The organism is Agrobacterium tumefaciens, assembly GCA_025560025.1.
In the GTDB taxonomy this organism is placed as follows: Bacteria; Pseudomonadota; Alphaproteobacteria; order Rhizobiales; family Rhizobiaceae; genus Agrobacterium.
The window spans coordinates 1,776,249-1,795,563 of sequence record CP048486.1; the positions used below are offsets into that span (position 1 = coordinate 1,776,249).

17 protein-coding genes are annotated in these 19,315 nt (G+C 59.2%); 10 read left to right on the forward strand and 7 right to left on the reverse strand.

From position 1 onward, the window contains the following. Nucleotide 1: 1 nt before the first annotated feature. Complete coding sequence (locus FY152_22065; protein UXS34782.1) at nucleotides 2-1,564, reverse strand: ABC transporter substrate-binding protein; 1,563 nt, start codon at nucleotides 1,562-1,564, stop codon at nucleotides 2-4. A gap of 245 nt (nucleotides 1,565-1,809) precedes the next feature. On the opposite strand from FY152_22065, the gene FY152_22070 reads away from it, so the two are divergent. Next, complete coding sequence (locus FY152_22070) at nucleotides 1,810-2,781, forward strand: fatty acid desaturase (GenBank protein ID UXS34783.1); 972 nt, start codon at nucleotides 1,810-1,812, stop codon at nucleotides 2,779-2,781. A gap of 124 nt (nucleotides 2,782-2,905) precedes the next feature. On the opposite strand, the gene FY152_22075 is transcribed toward FY152_22070, so the two are convergent. From FY152_22075 to FY152_22100, 6 genes are all read right to left on the reverse strand, one after another. Continuing rightward, nucleotides 2,906-3,952, reverse strand: coding sequence for an isopenicillin N synthase family oxygenase (locus tag FY152_22075; GenBank protein UXS34784.1), 1,047 nt, complete (start codon nucleotides 3,950-3,952; stop codon nucleotides 2,906-2,908). Between the two features lie 74 nt (nucleotides 3,953-4,026). Next, nucleotides 4,027-4,215 carry a hypothetical protein gene (locus FY152_22080; GenBank protein UXS34785.1) on the reverse strand — a complete coding sequence of 63 codons (189 nt, stop codon included), beginning with the start codon at nucleotides 4,213-4,215 and terminating at the stop codon, nucleotides 4,027-4,029. Between the two features lie 320 nt (nucleotides 4,216-4,535). After that, entirely contained in the window at nucleotides 4,536-5,609 is a 1,074-nt protein-coding gene (locus FY152_22085) for an amino acid ABC transporter permease (protein ID UXS34786.1), read from the reverse strand. Further along, nucleotides 5,606-6,784 (reverse strand): ABC transporter permease subunit, encoded by a 1,179-nt coding sequence (locus FY152_22090; protein UXS34787.1) that lies wholly within the window; start codon nucleotides 6,782-6,784, stop codon nucleotides 5,606-5,608. Before FY152_22090 ends, FY152_22085 begins: the two co-directional genes overlap by 4 nt. Before the next feature lie 19 nt (nucleotides 6,785-6,803). Further along, nucleotides 6,804-7,835 (reverse strand): amino acid ABC transporter substrate-binding protein, encoded by a 1,032-nt coding sequence (locus FY152_22095; GenBank protein ID UXS34788.1) that lies wholly within the window; start codon nucleotides 7,833-7,835, stop codon nucleotides 6,804-6,806. A gap of 253 nt (nucleotides 7,836-8,088) precedes the next feature. After that, nucleotides 8,089-8,973, reverse strand: coding sequence for a LysR family transcriptional regulator (locus FY152_22100; GenBank protein ID UXS34789.1), 885 nt, complete (start codon nucleotides 8,971-8,973; stop codon nucleotides 8,089-8,091). Between the two features lie 133 nt (nucleotides 8,974-9,106). On the opposite strand from FY152_22100, the gene FY152_22105 reads away from it, so the two are divergent. The 9 genes from FY152_22105 to FY152_22145 all read left to right on the forward strand — a co-directional run bounded on the left by FY152_22105 (nucleotide 9,107) and on the right by FY152_22145 (nucleotide 19,127). Beyond that, complete coding sequence (locus FY152_22105; protein ID UXS34790.1) at nucleotides 9,107-10,657, forward strand: ABC transporter substrate-binding protein; 1,551 nt, start codon at nucleotides 9,107-9,109, stop codon at nucleotides 10,655-10,657. Nucleotides 10,658-10,679: 22 nt separating this feature from the next. Further along, nucleotides 10,680-11,561, forward strand: a complete 882-nt coding sequence (locus tag FY152_22110) for a dihydrodipicolinate synthase family protein (GenBank protein ID UXS34791.1) — start codon at nucleotides 10,680-10,682, stop codon at nucleotides 11,559-11,561. A 42-nt stretch (nucleotides 11,562-11,603) separates the two neighbouring features. After that, the gene (locus FY152_22115) at nucleotides 11,604-12,563 is read left to right on the forward strand and encodes a nucleoside hydrolase (GenBank protein ID UXS34792.1); all 960 of its coding nucleotides are present in this window, start codon (nucleotides 11,604-11,606) and stop codon (nucleotides 12,561-12,563) included. Continuing rightward, a complete protein-coding gene (locus FY152_22120; protein ID UXS34793.1) occupies nucleotides 12,560-13,540 on the forward strand; it encodes a nucleoside hydrolase in 981 nt (326 codons plus the stop codon). Before FY152_22115 ends, FY152_22120 begins: the two co-directional genes overlap by 4 nt. Then, entirely contained in the window at nucleotides 13,537-14,511 is a 975-nt protein-coding gene (locus FY152_22125; protein UXS34794.1) for an ABC transporter permease, read from the forward strand. The genes FY152_22120 and FY152_22125 overlap by 4 nt, the downstream gene beginning before the upstream one ends. Further along, the gene (locus tag FY152_22130) at nucleotides 14,511-15,449 is read left to right on the forward strand and encodes an ABC transporter permease (protein UXS34795.1); all 939 of its coding nucleotides are present in this window, start codon (nucleotides 14,511-14,513) and stop codon (nucleotides 15,447-15,449) included. Before FY152_22125 ends, FY152_22130 begins: the two co-directional genes overlap by 1 nt. A gap of 16 nt (nucleotides 15,450-15,465) precedes the next feature. Beyond that, a complete protein-coding gene (locus FY152_22135; protein UXS35157.1) occupies nucleotides 15,466-17,271 on the forward strand; it encodes an ABC transporter ATP-binding protein in 1,806 nt (601 codons plus the stop codon). A 119-nt stretch (nucleotides 17,272-17,390) separates the two neighbouring features. Further along, nucleotides 17,391-17,849, forward strand: coding sequence for a DUF1801 domain-containing protein (locus tag FY152_22140; GenBank protein ID UXS34796.1), 459 nt, complete (start codon nucleotides 17,391-17,393; stop codon nucleotides 17,847-17,849). Between the two features lie 240 nt (nucleotides 17,850-18,089). Next, a complete protein-coding gene (locus FY152_22145) occupies nucleotides 18,090-19,127 on the forward strand; it encodes an NAD(P)-dependent alcohol dehydrogenase (GenBank protein ID UXS34797.1) in 1,038 nt (345 codons plus the stop codon). Nucleotides 19,128-19,315 lie beyond the last annotated feature (188 nt).

A 19,315-nucleotide genomic window follows, 5' to 3' on the forward strand; every position in this document is an offset into this window, starting at 1 on the left:
GTCAGGCCGTCGCTTCCGTAAAGGCGGTGTAGAGCCAGTTGTTGCCGTTCGGAAGAACGCCGGGCTTCAGCCATTTGCGTGAGGCAAAAGCATTCAGATTGTGCGTGATCCAGATGAAGGCGGCGGATTCGTCGAGCAGTTTCTGAGCCTGGATATAAATCTTCTCGCGCTCGGCGGGATCGACGGTGACGCCGCCCTTTTCATGCAGCGCATCGTATTCCGCATTCTTCCAGCGCTGCCAGTTCCACTGGCCGACCTGTTCCGAGGTGAACCATTGCGTCTGGAAGCCGGGGTCGAATTTCCCGTTGAATTTGACAAGCGACAGTTCGAGATCCTTGCTGGCGTCATTTTTGCCCAGCGCCCAATAGGCAGCGGATTCCAATGCCTCGATCTCCACCTCGATGCCGACTTCGGAGAGGTTGGCCTGAATGATCTGGGCAATTGCCTCGTAACGTGCCGTCGCTTCAATGGTCAGCTTGGTCTTGAAGCCGTTTGCATGGCCGGCTTCGGCCAGCAATGCCTGCGCCTTTTCCAGATCCCTTGCGTAGACGGGGGCTTCTTTCCAGTATCCGAGCAGGCTCGGCGCGAGCAGCGAATTGGCACGCGGATAGATGCCGGAATAGGCGCCCTGAAGGATCGCGTCGATATCAACGGCATAACGGATCGCCTGGCGAACACGGATATCATTGAAGGGAGCCTTCTCGATATTGGGTCCGAACCAGACATAGTCGATGGCGGGAATTTCCGTCACGCTCGCATCCGGCAGGTTCGCCAGCGCCTTTCCGTTTTCAGGGTCGATTGCGGTGAAGTCGATCTCGCCGGACTGGAAGGCGATTTCCGAAGTCTTCTGTTCTCCGATCGGCTTGCCGACGATCTGCTGGAAGTGCGGCTTGATCGGCCCCTTGTAGTCGGGGTTTATTTCGAGCGTGAAATGCTCGCGTGGGACCCATTCCTTGAGAACATAGGGGCCGCTGCCGATCAGTTTCGTGGCGATATCCTTGCCGAGTGCTTCGAAAGCCTTTTTCGAGATGATACGCCCCGATCCATCGGCCAGTGCAATCGTGTAGAGCGCCGGCGCCGGCTGCTTCAGGATGATGCGGCCTTCAAGGGGGCTGGTGATCTCGACGCGATCAAGGGCCGACCAGTCCTTGGCATAGGTGACTGGCTTGCCGTCCGCATCGGGCTTCAGGAAACGCTCGAAGGAGAATTTCACGTCTTCCGCCGTCAGTTCTCCATAGCCATTGGTGAACTTGAGGCCGCTGCGCAGCTTGAAGCGGATTTCGGTGTCGCTCACCTGTTCCAGCTCTTCGGCGGCATCGAGTTCCCAGTCCGTCGAGCCCGGCTTGAAGGAGATCAGACCCTGCTGCACCGACCAGAGGACGTTGAGATCGATCGGGCCTGAACGATTGGCCGGATCGAGATTTGAAAGGTCCTTCTCGACGCGGACGACGATCCTGGAACGGTCGGCACCGGCAAAAACGGGATCAATGCCGCCAAGGGCGACGAGACCCGCAATGGACGCGCCGCCGAAGAGCACCTGCCTGCGTGTGGTATTGAATGTCAAGAAATGTCCCTCCGGTCTGGAGCGCCCGCTCACACGATGCGGGCGGCGCTCATCAATTCGATGGGGATTAAAACCAATAACACACAAATTTTATAGAATAAATATTTTACCTAGAGCCCTGTTACACAACCATTTTTCCCTTTTTTGCGGTTCTGTTGCAAAGCCGTGCGGCGCGGCATCCGGTAGCCAGCTTTATAGTGGCGGGCGAAATCCATCGCTTTTACGTTTCAGCCGGAACCTGCTTCATGTCCCGTCTTCCGCCTTCCGATATTTTCCCTTCGCCCGTCAGTTCCTTGGCCATAGCCCCCATCGAATGGCAGACGGTAGCCCTGGCGGTTGTCATTTACGGCGGCTTCCTGGCGGTGACCTGGTTTTGGCAATCTCTGCCTGTTGTTGTCGTGATCGCCATTGGCGGGTGGCTGATTGCCTGGCACGGATCGCTCCAGCATGAGGTCATCCACGGGCACCCCACCCGCTATCGCACCATCAATGACGCGATCGGCTGGCCGCCTTTATCCCTGTGGTTGCCCTATGCCATTTACCGGGAAGGGCATCTGACCCACCATCGCGACGAACACCTGACCGATCCGATCGAAGATCCGGAATCCTCCTATTTCACCCAGGCCGCCTGGGAGAAGATGGGCCTGGTCGGTCGATATCTGGCACTCTGGAACACCACCCTGCTGGGCCGGTTGACACTTGGCCCGCTGGTCATGATCGTTAATTTCCTCGCGCAGGAGGCGTCTCTGGTCTTGAAGGGCGACAGGCCGCGGGCGGCGCTCTGGGCGCGGCACGCTATGGGCGTTGCGACTGTTCTGATCTGGGTGGTGGGGATTTGCGGAATGCCGCTGTGGCTCTATCTCTTCGGCTTCGTTTATGTCGGCGCGGCGCTGAGCAGGCTCCGCTCCTATGCGGAACATCGTTATGCCGACCATCAGGATGAGCGCACGGCGATCGTCGAGAACAGTCCGTTGTTCGGGTTGCTGTTTCTCTACAACAATCTGCATGTGCTGCATCACAAATTGCCGGCTGTCCCCTGGTACAAAATCCCCTTGCTCTATCGCCGCCATCGAAACACCCTTGTCGAGATCAATGGCGGTCTGGTCTATGACGGCTATCTCGATGTCGCCCGCCGCTTCTTCCTGAAACCCCACGACGATCCCCGTCATCCTCGCCATCTTGAATCGGCGGCCGATGCTGCGACGAAAGAGCCTTGAAAAGGTCTCGGAGGGGAAAGATTGGTAGTGGCGATGGGCGGTATCAAAACCGATGTGCGCCCATGCCTTTCCGGGTTGCCGATGGGGCCACGCCTTCCGAAATGGCCTGCAAAATCGCGGCTGATCAGGCGTTTTGCTGTTCCGGTGACAGAAGATCGGCGTGATGCGCACGCGCGACGTCGGGATGCGAGCGCAGGCGGCTTTTCAGGTGGTTCTGCCCGACTTCCCTGAAAATCGGATTCAGTGGATCAACCGTGATGCCACGTTCCGAGCGTTTCAACTCGTCCGGTAATGCGATGACCGGTATGGTGGCGTCATAACGCGAGCCAAGGAAAAATGCGACGGAGAAACGCTCCACACCTGCAGGCGGCGCTACGACGTCATGCACGTCCGCCCGGACGAAACCATTGGTGGCGAGTTCCAGCAATTCGCCGGTATTGATGATAAAAGTGCCAGGCACTGGCGGCGCGTCGATCCAGTCTCCTGCTTCGGTGCGTACCCGCAGCCCGGCTGTCGTATCCTGAAGAAGCACGGTGACAAAGCCGCCGTCCTTGTGAGCGCCAACGCCCTGATCGGTTTCGGCCACGTCGCGCCCGGGGTAACGGATGATTTTGAGAAGCTGCGTGGGCTGTGGTTCATAAATCTCGGCAAAGACATTTTCCGGCTGGCCAAGAGCAGCGGCAATTGCCTTGAGGAGATCAATGCCGATCCGCGTTACTTCCGCCTGATAGCGCAGCAGCAGCGGTTTCAGCTCCGGCAAAGCTTCAGGCCATTGATTGGGGCCAAACAGCCGCTTCCATGGCGGCGAGTCTGGGCCGATCTTAGCCGGCGCGCCTTCGGTATTGATATCGAGCTGTTCACGCCAGTCCTGCTCGCCCCTCGTCCGCTCCTGACCGGCACGGTTATAGCCACGGAAATGTGGTGACTTCACCATTTCGATCTTGAGCTTTTCTTCGAGCGGCAAGGCGAAAAACTGCTTCGAGATCGACAGGACGTCTTCAACCAGCCGTGGGTCGACACCATGGCCGGTGAGATAGAAGAATCCATGGTTATGGAGCACGTTGCGCAGGTAGCGGACAAAAGCGGCGCGTTCTTCCGGCGCATGGAAGCGGGAAAAGTCGAGAGTTGGCAGCGAGGCCGTATCTTCGAGGGGAGCAGTTTGAAAGGCCATGTCCTGTTTCCGTTTTTTGGAAATTACGTGATTGGCCGGTAAACGGCACTCGTAACGATGTCGTCTCGGATAAGTCAGGCTGCCAGGGCCTGTTCATTGCCCAGATGCGCCCTGATCGCCGACTTCAGCTCCGCGACGCTGGAAAACTGGAGGTTATCCAGATCGATGACGTGGAATTTAACCGCGATGAACCGCAGCTTGTCGTCATTGGGAACGGCAATGCCGACCGGCAGTCCCTGATATTCGATTGTTTGTCTTTGCATTTCGCTTCTCCGCCAATTTTGGCTTTGTGGGTTGGCTCGGTACGGGTCGTCTTTTGACGACGCCCGCGTTCGCGGCAGGGAGAAGCGACAACACGGCCGGGAGCGACGGATATGGTCCGGTGTCAATGCAGACGAGGCGGATGCAAAGTTCATATCCGAGGTCCCTTGGTGATGATTTTCTACAAAAAATATATACAAACCTTATGCGAAAAACCATCGGATTTAACGGAATTTAGGAAGAAAAATCTATATTTCTCAAAAATAACGAGCGTATGTAGACGTCCATCTCAAAAATGGCCGATGCGAGAATTTCCATTCCTCTATGTGGGGCGCTTTCGCAGAAGGCGCTCCAGCCACAGGCTATAGCGGGATGCACCAAAGCAGATGGCAAAATAGATAAGAGCCACCAGCAAATAGGCTTCGTTATAAAAGCCGAGCCAGCCCGGATCGGTTGCCGCCGCGCGGGCGGCATTGAGCAGGTCGAAGACGCCGATAACGGCAAGCAGGGACGTTGCCAGCAGGAAGCCGATTGCCAGATTGACCATGCCGGGAATGACGATGCGCAACGCCTGGGGCAAGACGACGAGATGCATCGTCCGCCAGTATCCGATGCCGAGCGCGGTGGCTGCTTCTTGCTGGCCGGATGGTATCGCCTGCAGGCCGGCGCGCACGACTTCGGCTATATAGGCCGCCCAGAAAAGGGTGATCATGATCATCGCCCGGATCATCTTGTCGAACTGTGCTTCCGGCAGTGCCATGGGTAGTATCAACATGGCGATATATAGGATCGCGACCATGGGCGTGCCGCGCATCACCTCGATATAGACGATGGAAAGGGTGCGGAGCCCTCCAAGGTTCGAGCGACGGGCGAGCGCCAGAAGGATCGCAATCGGCGTCGCGGCCGCAAAGCAGATGGCCCAAACGAAAAGTGTCACCGGCAGCCCGCCCCATTGGTTGGACGGAACCGGTGAGCTGCCAAAACTGCCCGTCAGCAGCATCCAGGACACAAGGACCGCAATCGGCCAGACAAGCAATAGTTCCCTGCGCCAGAAGCGGGGGAGAGCGCTTGTGACAAGCAGAGCAGCAAGAATGACAACGACGAGGGCTGGGCGCCATTGGAGTTCCGGCGGATAAAAGGCAAACAGAATGAAACGCAGCTTGGCGGCAATGAAGGCCCAACAGGCGCCGTCGCGCGCAGCGCAATCCGCCGATGTTCCGCTCCATGTGGCGTCAAACAGGGCCCATCTGAAAAAGGGCGGCAGCAGCCAGCCCAATGCCGCCAGTGTCAAAAGCGTGATGGCCGAGTTGGCGATGGTGCCAAAGAGGCCGGTTCGCAGCTTGCCGAGCCGACCCTGAACCGGCTGGCGGGAGATATTTTCGGCCGGCTTGCTCATCGTGCCGTCCCCTTCAGCGCCACCCTCTTGTTGTATTGGTTCATGAGGGCGGAAACGGCCAGATTGATGCCGAGATAGGTGCCGATGAGGATCATGAGGGCTTCCAGCGACTGGCCGGTTGTGTTGGCGGTGGTGTTGACGATGCTGACGAGATCCGGATAACCGATCGCGACCGCCAGGCTGGAATCCTTCGTGAGATCGAGATAGCTCGATGTGGCGAGCGGGGTGATGACGCGCAGCGCCTGCGGAAGGACGATCAGCCGCATGATCTGCCCATTGTGCAGCCCAAGCGCGCGGGCGGCTTCCCACTGGCCTCGATTGACCGACTGGATGCCCGCCCGGACGATTTCTGCGATTGCCGCGGAAAATTTGATGATCAGACCGGTCAGGAGTGCTGCGAATTCCGGCGTCAGATTATAACCACCCCGGATGTTGAAGCCGGCCAATGCCGGTGTTTCAAACGTGAAGTTCGCTGCCAGGGCGAAGAAAGTGGCAATTGCCGCTGCGGGAATGGCGGCTATGCCGATGCGCCATCCGTTCAGTCTTTTCAACTTCAACAGCACAAAAAGCATAAGGCCAACGGCAAGCAGAATGGTGAAAACAAACACTGGTCCGGCGAGCGGGAAACCTTCCACCGAGACCGTCGGAACATAGACGCCGCGATTGGTGAGGTAGATCGATCCGAACAGGGCGCCCGCCTGACGCGGTGCCGGAAATGCCTTGGCGAGCGAGATCCAGAAGAAGAGTTGCAGCAGGAGCGGCGTATTGCGGATCAACTCCACATACCACCGTACCAGTGAGGCGAGGAGCAGGTTTCCGGACAGGCCGGCAACGCCGACCGCCACTCCCAGAATGGTTGCGAATATGCAGCCGAACAGCGAGACTTTCAGCGTATTGAGCAGGCCCGCGAGCATGGCGCGAAGATAGGGGTCGCCGGCGGCAAAAGCGATCGGGCTTTCACCGATTTCAAAGTTTGCCGAACGCCAGAGAAAGTCAAAACCGGGTGAAACGCCGATGCGCGCCATCGTCGCCGTGACGTTGATCCCGAGATAGATGAGCAATGCGACGAACGATGCGATGATTGCCAATTGAGCGATGGGGCGATGACCCCACCACATGAGAAGCCGACGATAAATGCCGGGCCTGCGAGGGCCCGGCGTTGTGATTGTGGACATCTGTGAAGGCTCGGTCTTCTCAGCGGAACGGTGGCGAATAGAGCAGGCCGCCATCCGTCCAGAGACGGTTATAGCCGCGATCCCAGCCAAGCGGCTTCAGATGCCGGTCGAAGATTTCGCCATAATTGCCGACCGTCTTGATGATGTTATAAGCCCATTTGGGATCAAGGCCGATCGCCTCTGCAAGCGAAGGGTCGACGCCGAGGAAACGCTGGATCGCCGGGTCGGAAGACTTCAGAAACTCATCGACGTTCTTGGACGTAATGCCCCATTCTTCCGCCTGGATGGTGGCGTTGACGGTCCAGTTCACGATTTCGAGCCAGCGGTCGTCACCGCCGGCGATGGCGGGCGCCAGCGGCTCTTTCGACAGCCGCTCCGGCAGGACGATATAGTCGTCAGGCTTCTTCAGCTGGGTGCGCTTGCCGACCAGATCGGACGAGTCCTGGGTGATGGCGTCGACGCGGCCGGATTCCAGCGCAGCGATAAACTGTCCGGTGTCTTCGATGGTGACCGGTGTGAATTTCTTGCCGGTCTTGCGGAAGAAGTCGGCAACGTTGAGTTCGCCGGTCGTTCCGCTCTGGGCGCCGATGGTGGCTCCGTCCAGATCGGCCGCCTTGGTGACGCCGAGATCCTTGCGGACCAGAATGCCCTGGCCGTCATAGAAAATCGTCGGACCGAAGTGGAAGCCGAGCTTGAAGGCACGGGTAACGGTCACCGTGACGCCGGAAAGAAGAATGTCGAATTCACCGCTCTGCAGGGCAGGCAGGCGCTGCTGCGGAGAGGAATTGGTAAATTCCACCTTGTCCGGATTACCGAAGACGGCAATCGACAGCGCGCGGCCGTAATCGATGAAGAAACCCTGCCACCGGCCATTGCTGTCCGGGGAAAAAAAGCCCGGCGTAGTGCCAACGCCGACCTTGATCGTACCGCGCTGATTGATCTTGTCGAGTGTTGGACCGGCATGAGCGGTTCCAGACAATGCTGCGCTCGCAAGCAGCGCCGCGGCGATGGTCGACTTTATGAAGCCGCCGATAAATCCCTGAGATGACATTAAAAATGCTCCTGATGATGATCAGGTTTACCGTCCGTCGTTAATCCCCCGATGGCCGGAACCTAATGTCATAGTAATTTTATGGATTTTATAAACGAGGGATCGATTGCCCAAATTTCGACCATTTGGAAAAGGCAATTGCTTATTTCTTGAATTGTCGGCACGGCATTGCTCCGAGTCGTTTATGAGCGTGAGTGCGGCGTGAGGTCGGAAGGGCGGCCTTTAATCTTTGCCAGCTCTGCTTCGTTGCGGGTCATTCTGCTCGCAACATCTCCTGCATCCGTCCGACGATGTCATCGAGGATAGCGATCCTCTGGCCGCCGCTCGGGCGTATCGCGAAATAAGAGACCTCGATCCTTGGTTCGAACGGAATTGCAACCACCTCGGCCCCGGCGGAGCGAAGGCTGGTATGATCGACGATGCCGACGCCCATGCCGGCGGCGGCGAAGTGGCAGCAGTTCAGCATCGATGTTTCCATGGTGCTGACAGGTTGATGGTCTTCACGGGAGAAGGCCCTGTCCAGCGAAAGCCTCAGCGGCGAATTCCTGCCCGGAATAAGCACACGTTCATCGATGAGATCGGCCGGCGTTATGACGTTGCGCCCGGCGAGCCGATGGCCGGGGGCCATGGCGGCGACGGCGCCGGCGCTGTGCAGGCGGAAGGCATTTTTTTCCACCATGCGCGGCGAACTGAAGACGAGGCCGAGATCGTAACGGTTCTGCTCGACCATGTCCCAGATATATCGGCTATTCTCAACGTCGATCACCAGTGGAATATCCGGCCGGTCGCCGATCGTGTCGATGATCGCCCTATGCAGATAGGGCCGCACCAGGGATGTGACGCTGGCGATGCGCAGGACGGTGTTCTTGTGCAGGCGGATGTCGGCGGCTGCCTGTCCGATCTGGTCGAGCCCGAGATAGAGGCGTTCCACCTCGCGATAGAGCTTCGTCGCTTCCGCCGTCGGCATCAGCCGGGCGCCCACCCTTTCAAACAGGGTCATCTGCACGATGTCTTCGAGATCGCGGATCAGCCGGCTGACCGCCGGCTGCGTCACGTTCATGGCCTCCGCCGCAGCCGTAATGCCGCCGGTCATCATGACGCTGCGGAAAGCTTCGACCTGCCGTGGTTTCAACCGCAACCTTTACTCCTCCCATAACATTCAGGCATGAACTCTGTACCAAATGCAATTTTTCTTTTCCATAGAGAAGCGTTAACTCCTTTTGATCGCGCAGGGAGAGTGCGCGCTGGAACAACCCGGAGGAGTCCTCATCATGAAGTTTTCTGCTTTCGCAGCCGCATTGGCAGCGTCTGTTTTCGCCATGCCGCTCGCAAGTCAGGCAAAGGACCTCACCGTTGGTCTTTCCGCTTCGACAACGTCCATGGATCCGCAATTTTACGTCGTTGGCCCGAACAGCGCGATGGCGCGCAATATTTTCGATGGCCTCGTTAATCAGGACGAGAAGCAGCAGATACAGCCCGCACTCGCCACTTCCTGGAAAGTCGTCGATGACAAGACCTGGGAATTCAAGCTGCGCGAAGGCGTGAAATTCCACGACGGCAGCGATTTTACCGCCGAGGACGTGGTTGCCAGCATCAAGCGCATCCCTTTGGCCTCGACCAACAGCCCAAGCTCGTTTGCCGCCTATGTGAAGGCGATCACCGAGGTCACCGCCGTCGACCCGCTGACCGTGCGCATAACGACGGCCGGCCCGACGCCGCTGCTGCTCAACAACCTCAGCCGTATCGCCATTCTGCCGGCTGAAATGGAAAAGGTAACGACGGGCGAGATGAATACCGGCAAGGGTGTCATCGGCACCGGCCCGTTCAAATTCGTCTCCTGGTCGCCGGACGACAATGTCGTGGTTGCCCGGAACGATACCTATTGGGGCGAAAAGGCTGCCTGGGACAAAGTGACCTTCCGCGTCTTCAAGAACCCGAGCGCGCGCGTTGCCGCCATGCTTTCGGGTGATGTCGACATGATCGAAAGCATTCCGACGGCCGATACCCGCAGGCTTGAGGCATCCGACAAGCTGAAGGTCGTCAATATTGCCGGCAACCGCATAATGTATCTGCACATGGATCAGGCCCGAGAGGAATCGCCTTTCGCCAAGGGGCCGGATGGCAAGAACCCGCTTCTGAAGCCGGAAGTGCGCCGTGCCCTGTCCCTGTCGATCAACCGTGAAGCACTTGTTGACCGCATCATGGATGGACAGGGCGTTCCGGCCGGCCAGGTCGTTCCCGAAGGTTATTTCGGTTACGATCCGGCAATCAAGGTCGATGCTTATGACCCGAACAAGGCCAAGGAACTGTTGGCAAAAGCCGGTTATCCCGACGGTTTCCAGCTGACCTTCCACGCCTCGAACGACCGTTATCCGAACGATAGCAAGGTCGCGCAGGCGATCGGCCAGTTCTTTAGCCGCGTCGGCGTCAAAACCGAAGTCGCGACCCTGCCGGGCAGCGTTTATTTCACCCGTGCCTCGAACCTCGAATTCAGCTTCATCATGGGTGGCGCCGCTGTCGAAACCGGCGAAGCCTCCGGCGTGCTTGGGCCTATCCTCGAAACCTATGGCGAGAAGGCGGGGCAGGGCAATCGCGGCCGTTATTCCAACCCGGAATTCGACAAGGATCTGAATGAGGCGCGCGCGACGCTTGACGATGCCAAGCGCGAGGAACTGCTGCGCAAGGCAACCGAAGTCGCCATGGGTGACCTCGGCGTCATCCCGGTCTTTTATCTGGCGAATACATGGGCGGTGAAGAGCGACATCAGCTATGCCGGCCGCTCGGACGGCTACACGCTTCCCTACTACGTGAAGCCGAACTGATCCGAAAAAGGAGCGATCCGCCATGTCTTTCAGCGGTGTATTTCCCTATCTCGTCTCGCCGGTCGATGCATCCGGCAAGGTGATGCAAGGTGTGCTGACGGATCTGGTGGATCATCTGATCGGCGAGGGCGTTCACGGCCTCGCGCCGCTCGGCAGCACGGGCGAATTTGCCTATCTCTCCCAGGAGCAGAGACGCTGCGTCGTCGACACGGTGATTTCGGCCAATCGCGGCCGGGTCCCCGTTGTCGCCGGCGTGGCGTCGACCTCGACCGCCGATGCGGTGGCCCAGACCGAATATATGGTGGAAGCGGGGGCGGATGGCATTCTGGCCATTCTCGAAGCCTATTTCCCTGTCAGCGACGAGGGTGTGGAAGCTTACTTCACCGCAATTGCGAAAGCGGCCAAAGGGCGGCCGGTGGTGCTCTACACCAATCCGCAATTCCAGCGTTCCGATCTCTCTCTCCCGGTGATCGAGCGGCTGAGCCATATCGATAATGTCAGCTACATCAAGGACGCCTCGACCAATACTGGCCGCCTGCTTTCCATCATCGAACGAACCCGTGGACGGATGCAGGTCTTTGCCGCCTCCGCGCATATTCCGGTCTGCGTGATGATGATTGGTGGCGTGGGCTGGATGGCGGGACCCGCCTGTATCGTGCCCCGGCAGAGCATCGCGCTCTATGAAGCCGCAAGGGCTGGAAACTGGATGCTGGCGATGGAGATGCAGCGGCCGATGTGGAAGGTCAACGAGATCTTCGCGAAATATTCGATTGCCGCCTGCATCAAGACGGCGCTTGAGCTGCAGGGTTTCGCCGTTGGCGCGCCGATCCATCCGCAGTTGCCGCTCAGTGAAGCCGCGCGGGCGGAGATCGCCGACGTGCTGCGCGATGTCGGCGCGCTCTGAGTTTTTTTCCCATCCCACACCACACATTGAAGGCATTTGAGAATGAAGCCGATTTCGATCATCGTCGATTGTGATCCCGGTATCGATGACACCATTGCGCTCCTCACCGCATTCGTGTCGCCGGAACTCAATATCCTTGGCATCACGCCGGTCTGTGGCAACCAGCCGCTGGAGCGGACGGTGCGCAATGCCCTGCAGGTCTGCGAGCTTGGTGGACGAACCGATATCCCGGTCTATGCCGGCTGTTTCCGCCCGATGCTGCGTGAGCCGATCCATGGCCAGTTCCACGGCAAGACCGGGCTCGGAAACACCGTTCTGCCGGAGCCTGCCAAAAAGGTGGAAACCATGTCCGCCGTCGATTTCCTGATCGAAGCGCTGGGCGGGGCGGCTGAAAAGGGCGAGCGTATCACGCTCTGCTGCCTTGGCCCGATGACCAATGTTGCGGTTGCGTTGCGGATGAAGCCGCAGATCGCCGAGGGCATTGAGCGTATCGTGATGATGGGCGGCGCCTATCGCGAACCCGGCAATCGCACGATGACCTCGGAATATAATGTTCTGGCCGATCCGCACGCCGTCCATGTTGTGTTTTCAAGCGGCATCCCGATTGTCGCGCTGGCGCTTGATGCCACCCATCAGGTGATGCTGAAGCCGGAACATGTCACCGAGTTTTCACGCGTCAGCGGTCGCATTTCGCAGACGCTGGCCGAGCTGATGGCCTTCTGGGACCGCAATGACGTTCCCCGCTACGGTTCGCGCGGCGGCCCGCTGCATGATCCGCTGGTCATGGCCTATATCCTTGCGCCGCATCTGTTCGAAACACAGAAGGCGCGGGTCTTCGTCGAATATGAAAGCGAACTCTGCATGGGACAGACGATTGCCGACTGGTACGGCAAGAGCGGTCTCGAACCCAATGCCGACATCGTCACCAGGGTTGATGCCGAGGGCGTCATCGCCTTCTTCCTGGAACGGCTGTCACGTTACGCCGAAAAGGTGGTGGCATGAAAGCGCATAAGGTCATCATCGATGCGGATCCCGGCGTCGATGACGCCGCCGCCATCCTGATGGCGCTCGCCTCGCCGGAGATCGAGGTTCTGGGCCTGTCCATCGTTGCCGGCAACGTGCCGCTGCACGACACCGTCGTCAATGCCTGCAAGCTGGTGGGCCTGAGCGGCAGGCGCGGCGTACCGGTTTATGCCGGTGCCGGCGGACCGCTGGTGCGCGAGCAGGTGCTTGGCAAATATGCCCGTATCGGCGCTTTCGATGACGCGCTGGTCAAGGCCGGCGGGGTCGTGCCGGAAGAAGAAAATGCGGTGCAGTTCATCGTGCGAACCGCACGCGCCGCAGTAGATGCCGGCGAACAGATCACCATCTGCGCCATCGGGCCGATGACCAATATTGCGCTGGCGCTCGTCCAGCATCCGGATGTCGCGCGCGGCATCGGCCGGATCGTTGCCATGGGCGGTGCCTTTACCGCGCTCGGCCACCGCACGCCATGGGCGGAATTCAACATCTACGCCGACCCGCATGCCGCCGAGATCGTCTTCCAGTCTGGTGTGCCGATCGTGCTGATGCCGCTCGACATGACGTTCAAGGCGCTGTTCACGGCCGAACATTTTGAAAGATTCCGCGCCGGCGGTGAAGCGGGTGGTGCGCTCTTCAACCTGTTCTCCACCTTTGACCGTAGCGACGTCAAACGCTTCGGTCGCCCGGGCGGGCCGATCCACGATGCGACCACGATCGCGTGGCTGATCCGCCCTGAACTCTTCACCAGTTGCGAAGCTTTTGTCGGCGTACAGGTCACAGGCCTGACAATGGGTTATACCTATGCCGATTTCTACAGGAAGATGGACCGGGCGGCCAATGCCACCGTCGTCACCGATATTGACGAGACCGGTTTCATCGAATTGCTGATCGAGCGCATCGCCCGTCATGGCGGCGAAGCACTCGGCGGACAAACACCGGGAGGCTCAAGATCATGAGCGGATATATCCTAAGCCGGTCGATGCAGACCGTGCTCACCCTTCTCGTCATGTCGGTTCTGGTCTTTGCCGGCCTCTACCTCGTCGGCAATCCGGTCGACGTGTTGCTGAGCCCGACCGCGACGCCGGCTGAAAGGCTGCAGGTCATCCAGTCCTTCGGTCTCGACAAGCCGGTCTGGGAACAATACTGGCTGTTCCTGACCCGCGCGCTTTCAGGCGATCTTGGCAATTCCTTCGTGTTCAACCAGCCGGCGCTGACGCTGATCCTGAACCGCATGCCCGCCACGCTGGAACTTGCCTTTGTTGCGCTGTTCATGGCGCTCGTCATCGGCATTCCACTCGGCGTTTATGCCGGCCTGAAGCCGAAGGGCCTCATCTCCAGGTCGATCATGACCTTCTCCATCCTCGGCTTCAGCCTGCCGACCTTCTGGATCGGTCTCGTCATGATCATGTTTTTCAGCGTCTATCTGGGCTGGCTGCCGGCATCCGGCCGCGGCGACACCGTGTCCGTACTCGGCGTGCCGCTCAGCCTCTTCACGCTGGACGGCCTGTCCCATCTTCTGCTGCCGGCCTTCAATCTGGCGCTGTTCAAGATTTCGCTCGTCATCCGTCTCACCCGCGCCGGCGTGATGGAAACCATGCAGCTGGATTTTGTCCGTTTCGCCCGGGCCAAGGGTCTGACGGAGCGCCGTATCGTTACCGTGCATGTCATGAAGAACACGCTGATCCCGCTGATTACCGTCATCGGCCTCGAACTCGGCTCGCTGATTGCCTTCGCCGTCGTCACCGAAACGATCTTCGCATGGCCGGGCATGGGCAAGCTGATCATCGACGCCATCGGCGTTCTCGATCGCCCCGTTATCCTTGCCTATCTGATGATCACCGTCGTGATGTTCAGCGTCATCAATCTTCTGGTCGACATTCTTTATTCCTTGGTCGACCCCCGCGTCCGTCTTGAGGGGAATTCGTGATGACCGACAGCAAGTCCCCGACCGTTTCGGTTCACGCCGCCACAAGCAGCGACACCCGCGCGACCTCCCGTTCGCCGGGCCGGGAAGTCGTTTACGCGCTGCTGCATGACAAGCTCGCCTTGATCGGCATCGTGCTGGTGACGGTCTTTATCCTCGCCGCCGTTTTCGCGCCGATGATCGCGCCGCAGAACCCTTACGATCTCGCCCAGCTCGACATTATGGACGGCCGCCTGCCGCCGCTTTCGAAAAGCATGTCGGGTCTGACCTATCTGATCGGCACCGATACGCAGGGTCGCGACCTGTTCAGCGCCATTCTCTATGGCCTGCGCACCAGTATTCTCGTCGGCCTGTCGAGTGCGGCGATTGCACTCGTCATCGGTGCCTCCATCGGCCTAATCAGCGCCTATGCCGGTGGTCGGCTGGATTCCATCCTGATGCGTATCGTTGACATTCAGCTGAGCTTCCCGGCTATTCTGATCGCGCTGATCTTCCTCGCCATTCTCGGTCAGGGCGTTGACAAGATCATTCTGGCGCTGGTGGTCACGCAATGGGCCTATTATGCGCGTACGATCCGCGGCTCCGCGCTGGTGGAGCGCAAGCGTGCCTATGTGGATGCGGCCCGCTCCATGGCGCTGCCGGACCGCAGCATTCTATTCCGGCATATTCTGCCCAATTGCCTGCCGCCGCTGATCGTTGTCGCCACCATGCGCGTCGCCTATGCCATCATGCTGGAAGCGACCCTGTCCTTCCTCGGCATCGGCCTGCCGGTGACGGAGCCCTCGCTCGGTCTGTTGATCTCGAACGGGTTCGAATATCTGCTTTCCGGCGATTACTGGATCAGCTTCTTTCCGGGCCTCGTCCTGCTGTTGCTCATCGTCGCGATCAACCTGATCGGCGATGCCCTGCGCGACATTCTCAATCCGCGACGGGAGGGCTGATGCCATGACCGCACCAATGACCAATCCGATCCTGTCGATTTCAAACCTCAATACGGCCTTCCGCGTCGGCGGCGAATGGCGCAATGTCGTCAACGATGTCAGCTTCGACATCAATGCGAAGGAGACCGTCGCCGTCGTCGGTGAATCCGGTTCCGGCAAGAGCGTCACGGCCATGTCGATCATGCGGCTTCTGTCGCCCGGTAATTCGCGGGTGACCGGCCGTATCGATTTCGAGGGCAAGGACCTTCTGTCTCTCCCGCTCGAGGCCATGCAGAAAATCCGCGGCAACCGCATTGGCATGATCTTTCAGGAACCGATGACATCGCTCAATCCGGTCCTGAAGATCGGCCAGCAGATCACCGAAGTTCTGGTGCAGCACCGCGGCATGTCGCATGCGCAGGCGGAAGCCGAAGCCGTGCGGCTGCTGGAGAAGGTACGCATTCCCTCAGCGAAATCGCGTCTCAACGAATATCCGATGAATTTTTCCGGCGGCATGCGCCAGCGTGTCGTCATCGCCATCGCACTTGCCTGCGACCCGAAGCTGCTGATTGCCGATGAGCCGACGACGGCGCTCGATGTCACCATTCAGGCGCAGATCCTCGAACTGATCAAGACCCTGCAGGAAGAGGAGGGCATGTCGGTTCTCTTCATCACCCACGACATGGGTGTTGTCGCCGAAATCTCCGACCGCACGGTGGTGATGTTCCGCGGTGAGCAGGTTGAAACCGGCACGACGCATGATCTATTTGCCGGCGCCAGCCACCCCTATACGCGTGCGCTCCTTTCCGTCGTGCCGCAGCTCGGTTCGATGACCGGCAGGGACCGGCCGCTGCGCTTCCCGCGCGTGGACATGGCGACCGGCGAGATCGAGCCCGTCAAGCCGACGGAGGATACGGTCAAGCGGGATACGCCGCCGATCCTCAAGGTCGACAATCTGATCACGCGCTTCCCGATCAAGCAGGGTTTCCTGCGCAAGACGATCGGCCGCATTCACGCTGTCGAGGGCGTCTCGCTGGAGCTGCGGCAGGGCGAAACCCTCTCGCTTGTCGGCGAATCCGGTTGCGGCAAGTCCACCACCGGCCGCTCGATCATCCGGCTGACGGATCCCGTCTCCGGTAAGGTCAGCATCGGCGGCAAGGATGTGTTGAAAGCCGGCAAGGGTGAGCTTGCCGATATTCGCCGCCAGGCGCAGATGATCTTCCAGGACCCGTTTGAAAGCCTGAACCCGCGCATCCGTGTCGGTCAGGCGATTGCGGAACCGATTATCGCGCATGGGCTGGCGACCGCTTCGCAAGCCCATGAGCGCGTCGGCAATCTCCTCGAACGCGTGGGGCTTTCCGCCTCGATGGCCGATCGTTTCCCGCATGAGTTCTCCGGCGGCCAGCGCCAGCGCGTGTGCATTGCGCGCGCATTGGCACTGGAACCGAAGCTGTTGATCGCCGATGAATCCGTTTCCGCGCTCGATGTGTCGGTAAAGGCGCAGGTCATCAACCTGATGCTTGACCTGCAGGAAAAATACGGTCTGGGTTATCTCTTCATCAGCCATGATATGGCCGTTGTGGAGCGCATCAGCCACCGCGTTGCCGTCATGTATCTCGGTGAGATCGTCGAGATCGGCTCACGTCAGGCCGTGTTCGAAAACCCGCAGCACGACTATACCAAACGGCTGATGGCAGCAGTGCCGATTGCCGATCCTTCACGCCGGCAGACGCGGCGGATTTCCAATGAGGAGATCAAAAGCCCGTTCCGCCCCGCCGATTACGTGCCGCCGAAGCGCGTTTACGAAGAGGCCGGTGAAGGGCACTTCGTGCTGGTTGCATAGGCGCGCTGAGTTCGATTTCGTGCTGGCCCGTGTTGACGGCCATGTGTACATTGCCTGGCTCTGGCGGGGTCGCGCTGGCCCAATGGCCAGCGTGATCGTCAATGCACGAGGTGAGCGTGATGGTCGACAGAAAATCGGAGAAAGCTGCCAGTATCGCAGGCTCCAAACATCCGGATGCAGCGCCGAAGCTCCTTTCGGGCGGCAATCCCCAGATTGCCAAAGGCTATGGCGATGCGCCGGTGCAGGCTTATATTGCAGCCATGCCGGAGTGGAAAAGTGCTCTCGGAGCTCGCATCGACGCATTGATCGAGAACATCGTTCCCGACGTACACAAGGCGGTGAAGTGGAACTCGCCTTTTTACGGGAGGGAGGGGGATGTCTGGTTTCTCGCCCTTCATTGTTTTACGAAATACGTCAAGGTTACCTTCTTCGACGGCGCATCGTTGCAGCCGATGCCGCCCGGCACCTCCAAACAACAGAAAGTTCGCTACCTCGATATTCACGAGGGCGCATTCGATGAAGCGCAGTTCATCGAGTGGGTAAAGCAGGCGAGCCAGTTGCCCGGCGAAAAGATGTAGGTGGCTCGGCGCGCTTGTTTGGCGGGCTAAAGGGTGCCGGCGAATCACGTCATTTTTCGCGCTTTGAAAAAGCGGCAACTGGTTGCGGATGATGAGAAATTCCGGCCCCCTCGATACAGTTTTTCCGCTGTGAAGAAAAACCGGCCGATCCGGCGGATTTCTGTTTACTTTTGCCGAAGTTGCACCACATCACGCTGTTTGAATTCGCTGTGAAGCGTATCGCAAACGACGGAGAATGAGATGAAGGCACTGGTGCTCGAAGAAAAAGGAAAGCTCTCGCTCAGGGAGTTTGATATTGCCAGCAAGCTCGGGCCGAAGGATGTGCGCATCCGCACCCATACGGTCGGCATCTGCGGTTCGGACGTCCATTATTATACCCATGGCAAAATCGGCCATTTCGTCGTGAAGGCGCCGATGGTGCTTGGCCATGAAGCATCTGGAACGGTTGTCGAGACCGGTGCCGAGGTGACCCATCTGAAGGCCGGCGACCGTGTCTGCATGGAGCCTGGCATTCCCGACCCGACATCGCGTGCCTCCAAGCTTGGCATCTACAATGTCGATCCGGCCGTCAGCTTCTGGGCGACCCCTCCCGTCCATGGTTGCCTGACGCCGGAAGTCATTCATCCCGCAGCCTTCACCTACAAGCTGCCCGACAATGTTTCATTTGCCGAGGGCGCCATGGTCGAACCCTTCGCCATCGGCATGCAGGCAGCGCTGAGAGCGCGCATCCAGCCCGGTGATATTGCCGTGGTGACGGGTGCCGGCCCGATCGGTATGATGGTGGCGCTGGCCGCCCTGGCTGGCGGTTGCGCCAAGGTGATCGTCGCCGATCTCGCCCAGCCGAAGCTGGATATCATAGCCGCCTATGACGGGATCGAAACCGTCAATATCCGCGAGCACAACCTCGCCGAAGCGGTTGCGGCTGCGACGGACGGCTGGGGTTGCGATATCGTCTTCGAATGCTCCGGTGCTGCACCTGCCGTGCTCGGAATGGCGAAACTGGCGCGGCCCGGCGGTGCAATCGTTCTCGTCGGCATGCCGGTCGATCCGGTTCCGGTCGATATTGTCGGCCTGCAGGCCAAGGAGCTTCGGGTGGAGACGGTTTTCCGCTACGCCAATGTCTATGACCGGGCGGTCGCCCTCATCGCATCCGGCAAGGTTGACCTGAAGCCGCTGATTTCCGCAACCATTCCCTTTGAAGACAGCATCGCCGGTTTTGATCGCGCGGTGGAGGCAAGGGAAACGGACGTGAAACTGCAAATTCTGATGCCGCAATAAGTCGCTGCGGCTCATTGCCCGCTGATGATCGAGCGGCAAATACCCTGCGGAAAAGTATGAGCGCGAACTGCCGGTGACAGGTGGATCGCGCTCTAAAAATTCATCATCTCTTTTTGCTCCATGCGCATTATATGGGCGTATCACGCAAAATTGCGCAGGAAATTCGGCATGGCGGCGGCCATCGTCGG

Excerpts from the sequence above, each read along its gene's own strand:
- FY152_22070 (UXS34783.1), top strand. The coding sequence starts at position 1,810 with ATGTCCCGTCTTCCGCCTTCCGATATTTTCCCTTCGCCCGTCAGTTCC.
- FY152_22075 (UXS34784.1), bottom strand. The coding sequence starts at position 3,952 with ATGGCCTTTCAAACTGCTCCCCTCGAAGATACGGCCTCGCTGCCAACT.
- FY152_22080 (UXS34785.1), bottom strand. The coding sequence starts at position 4,215 with ATGCAAAGACAAACAATCGAATATCAGGGACTGCCGGTCGGCATTGCC.
- FY152_22085 (UXS34786.1), bottom strand. The coding sequence starts at position 5,609 with ATGAGCAAGCCGGCCGAAAATATCTCCCGCCAGCCGGTTCAGGGTCGG.
- FY152_22090 (UXS34787.1), bottom strand. The coding sequence starts at position 6,784 with ATGTCCACAATCACAACGCCGGGCCCTCGCAGGCCCGGCATTTATCGT.
- FY152_22095 (UXS34788.1), bottom strand. The coding sequence starts at position 7,835 with ATGTCATCTCAGGGATTTATCGGCGGCTTCATAAAGTCGACCATCGCC.
- FY152_22105 (UXS34790.1), top strand. The coding sequence starts at position 9,107 with ATGAAGTTTTCTGCTTTCGCAGCCGCATTGGCAGCGTCTGTTTTCGCC.
- FY152_22110 (UXS34791.1), top strand. The coding sequence starts at position 10,680 with ATGTCTTTCAGCGGTGTATTTCCCTATCTCGTCTCGCCGGTCGATGCA.
- FY152_22115 (UXS34792.1), top strand. The coding sequence starts at position 11,604 with ATGAAGCCGATTTCGATCATCGTCGATTGTGATCCCGGTATCGATGAC.
- FY152_22120 (UXS34793.1), top strand. The coding sequence starts at position 12,560 with ATGAAAGCGCATAAGGTCATCATCGATGCGGATCCCGGCGTCGATGAC.
- FY152_22125 (UXS34794.1), top strand. The coding sequence starts at position 13,537 with ATGAGCGGATATATCCTAAGCCGGTCGATGCAGACCGTGCTCACCCTT.
- FY152_22130 (UXS34795.1), top strand. The coding sequence starts at position 14,511 with ATGACCGACAGCAAGTCCCCGACCGTTTCGGTTCACGCCGCCACAAGC.
- FY152_22135 (UXS35157.1), top strand. The coding sequence starts at position 15,466 with ATGACCAATCCGATCCTGTCGATTTCAAACCTCAATACGGCCTTCCGC.
- FY152_22140 (UXS34796.1), top strand. The coding sequence starts at position 17,391 with ATGGTCGACAGAAAATCGGAGAAAGCTGCCAGTATCGCAGGCTCCAAA.
- FY152_22145 (UXS34797.1), top strand. The coding sequence starts at position 18,090 with ATGAAGGCACTGGTGCTCGAAGAAAAAGGAAAGCTCTCGCTCAGGGAG.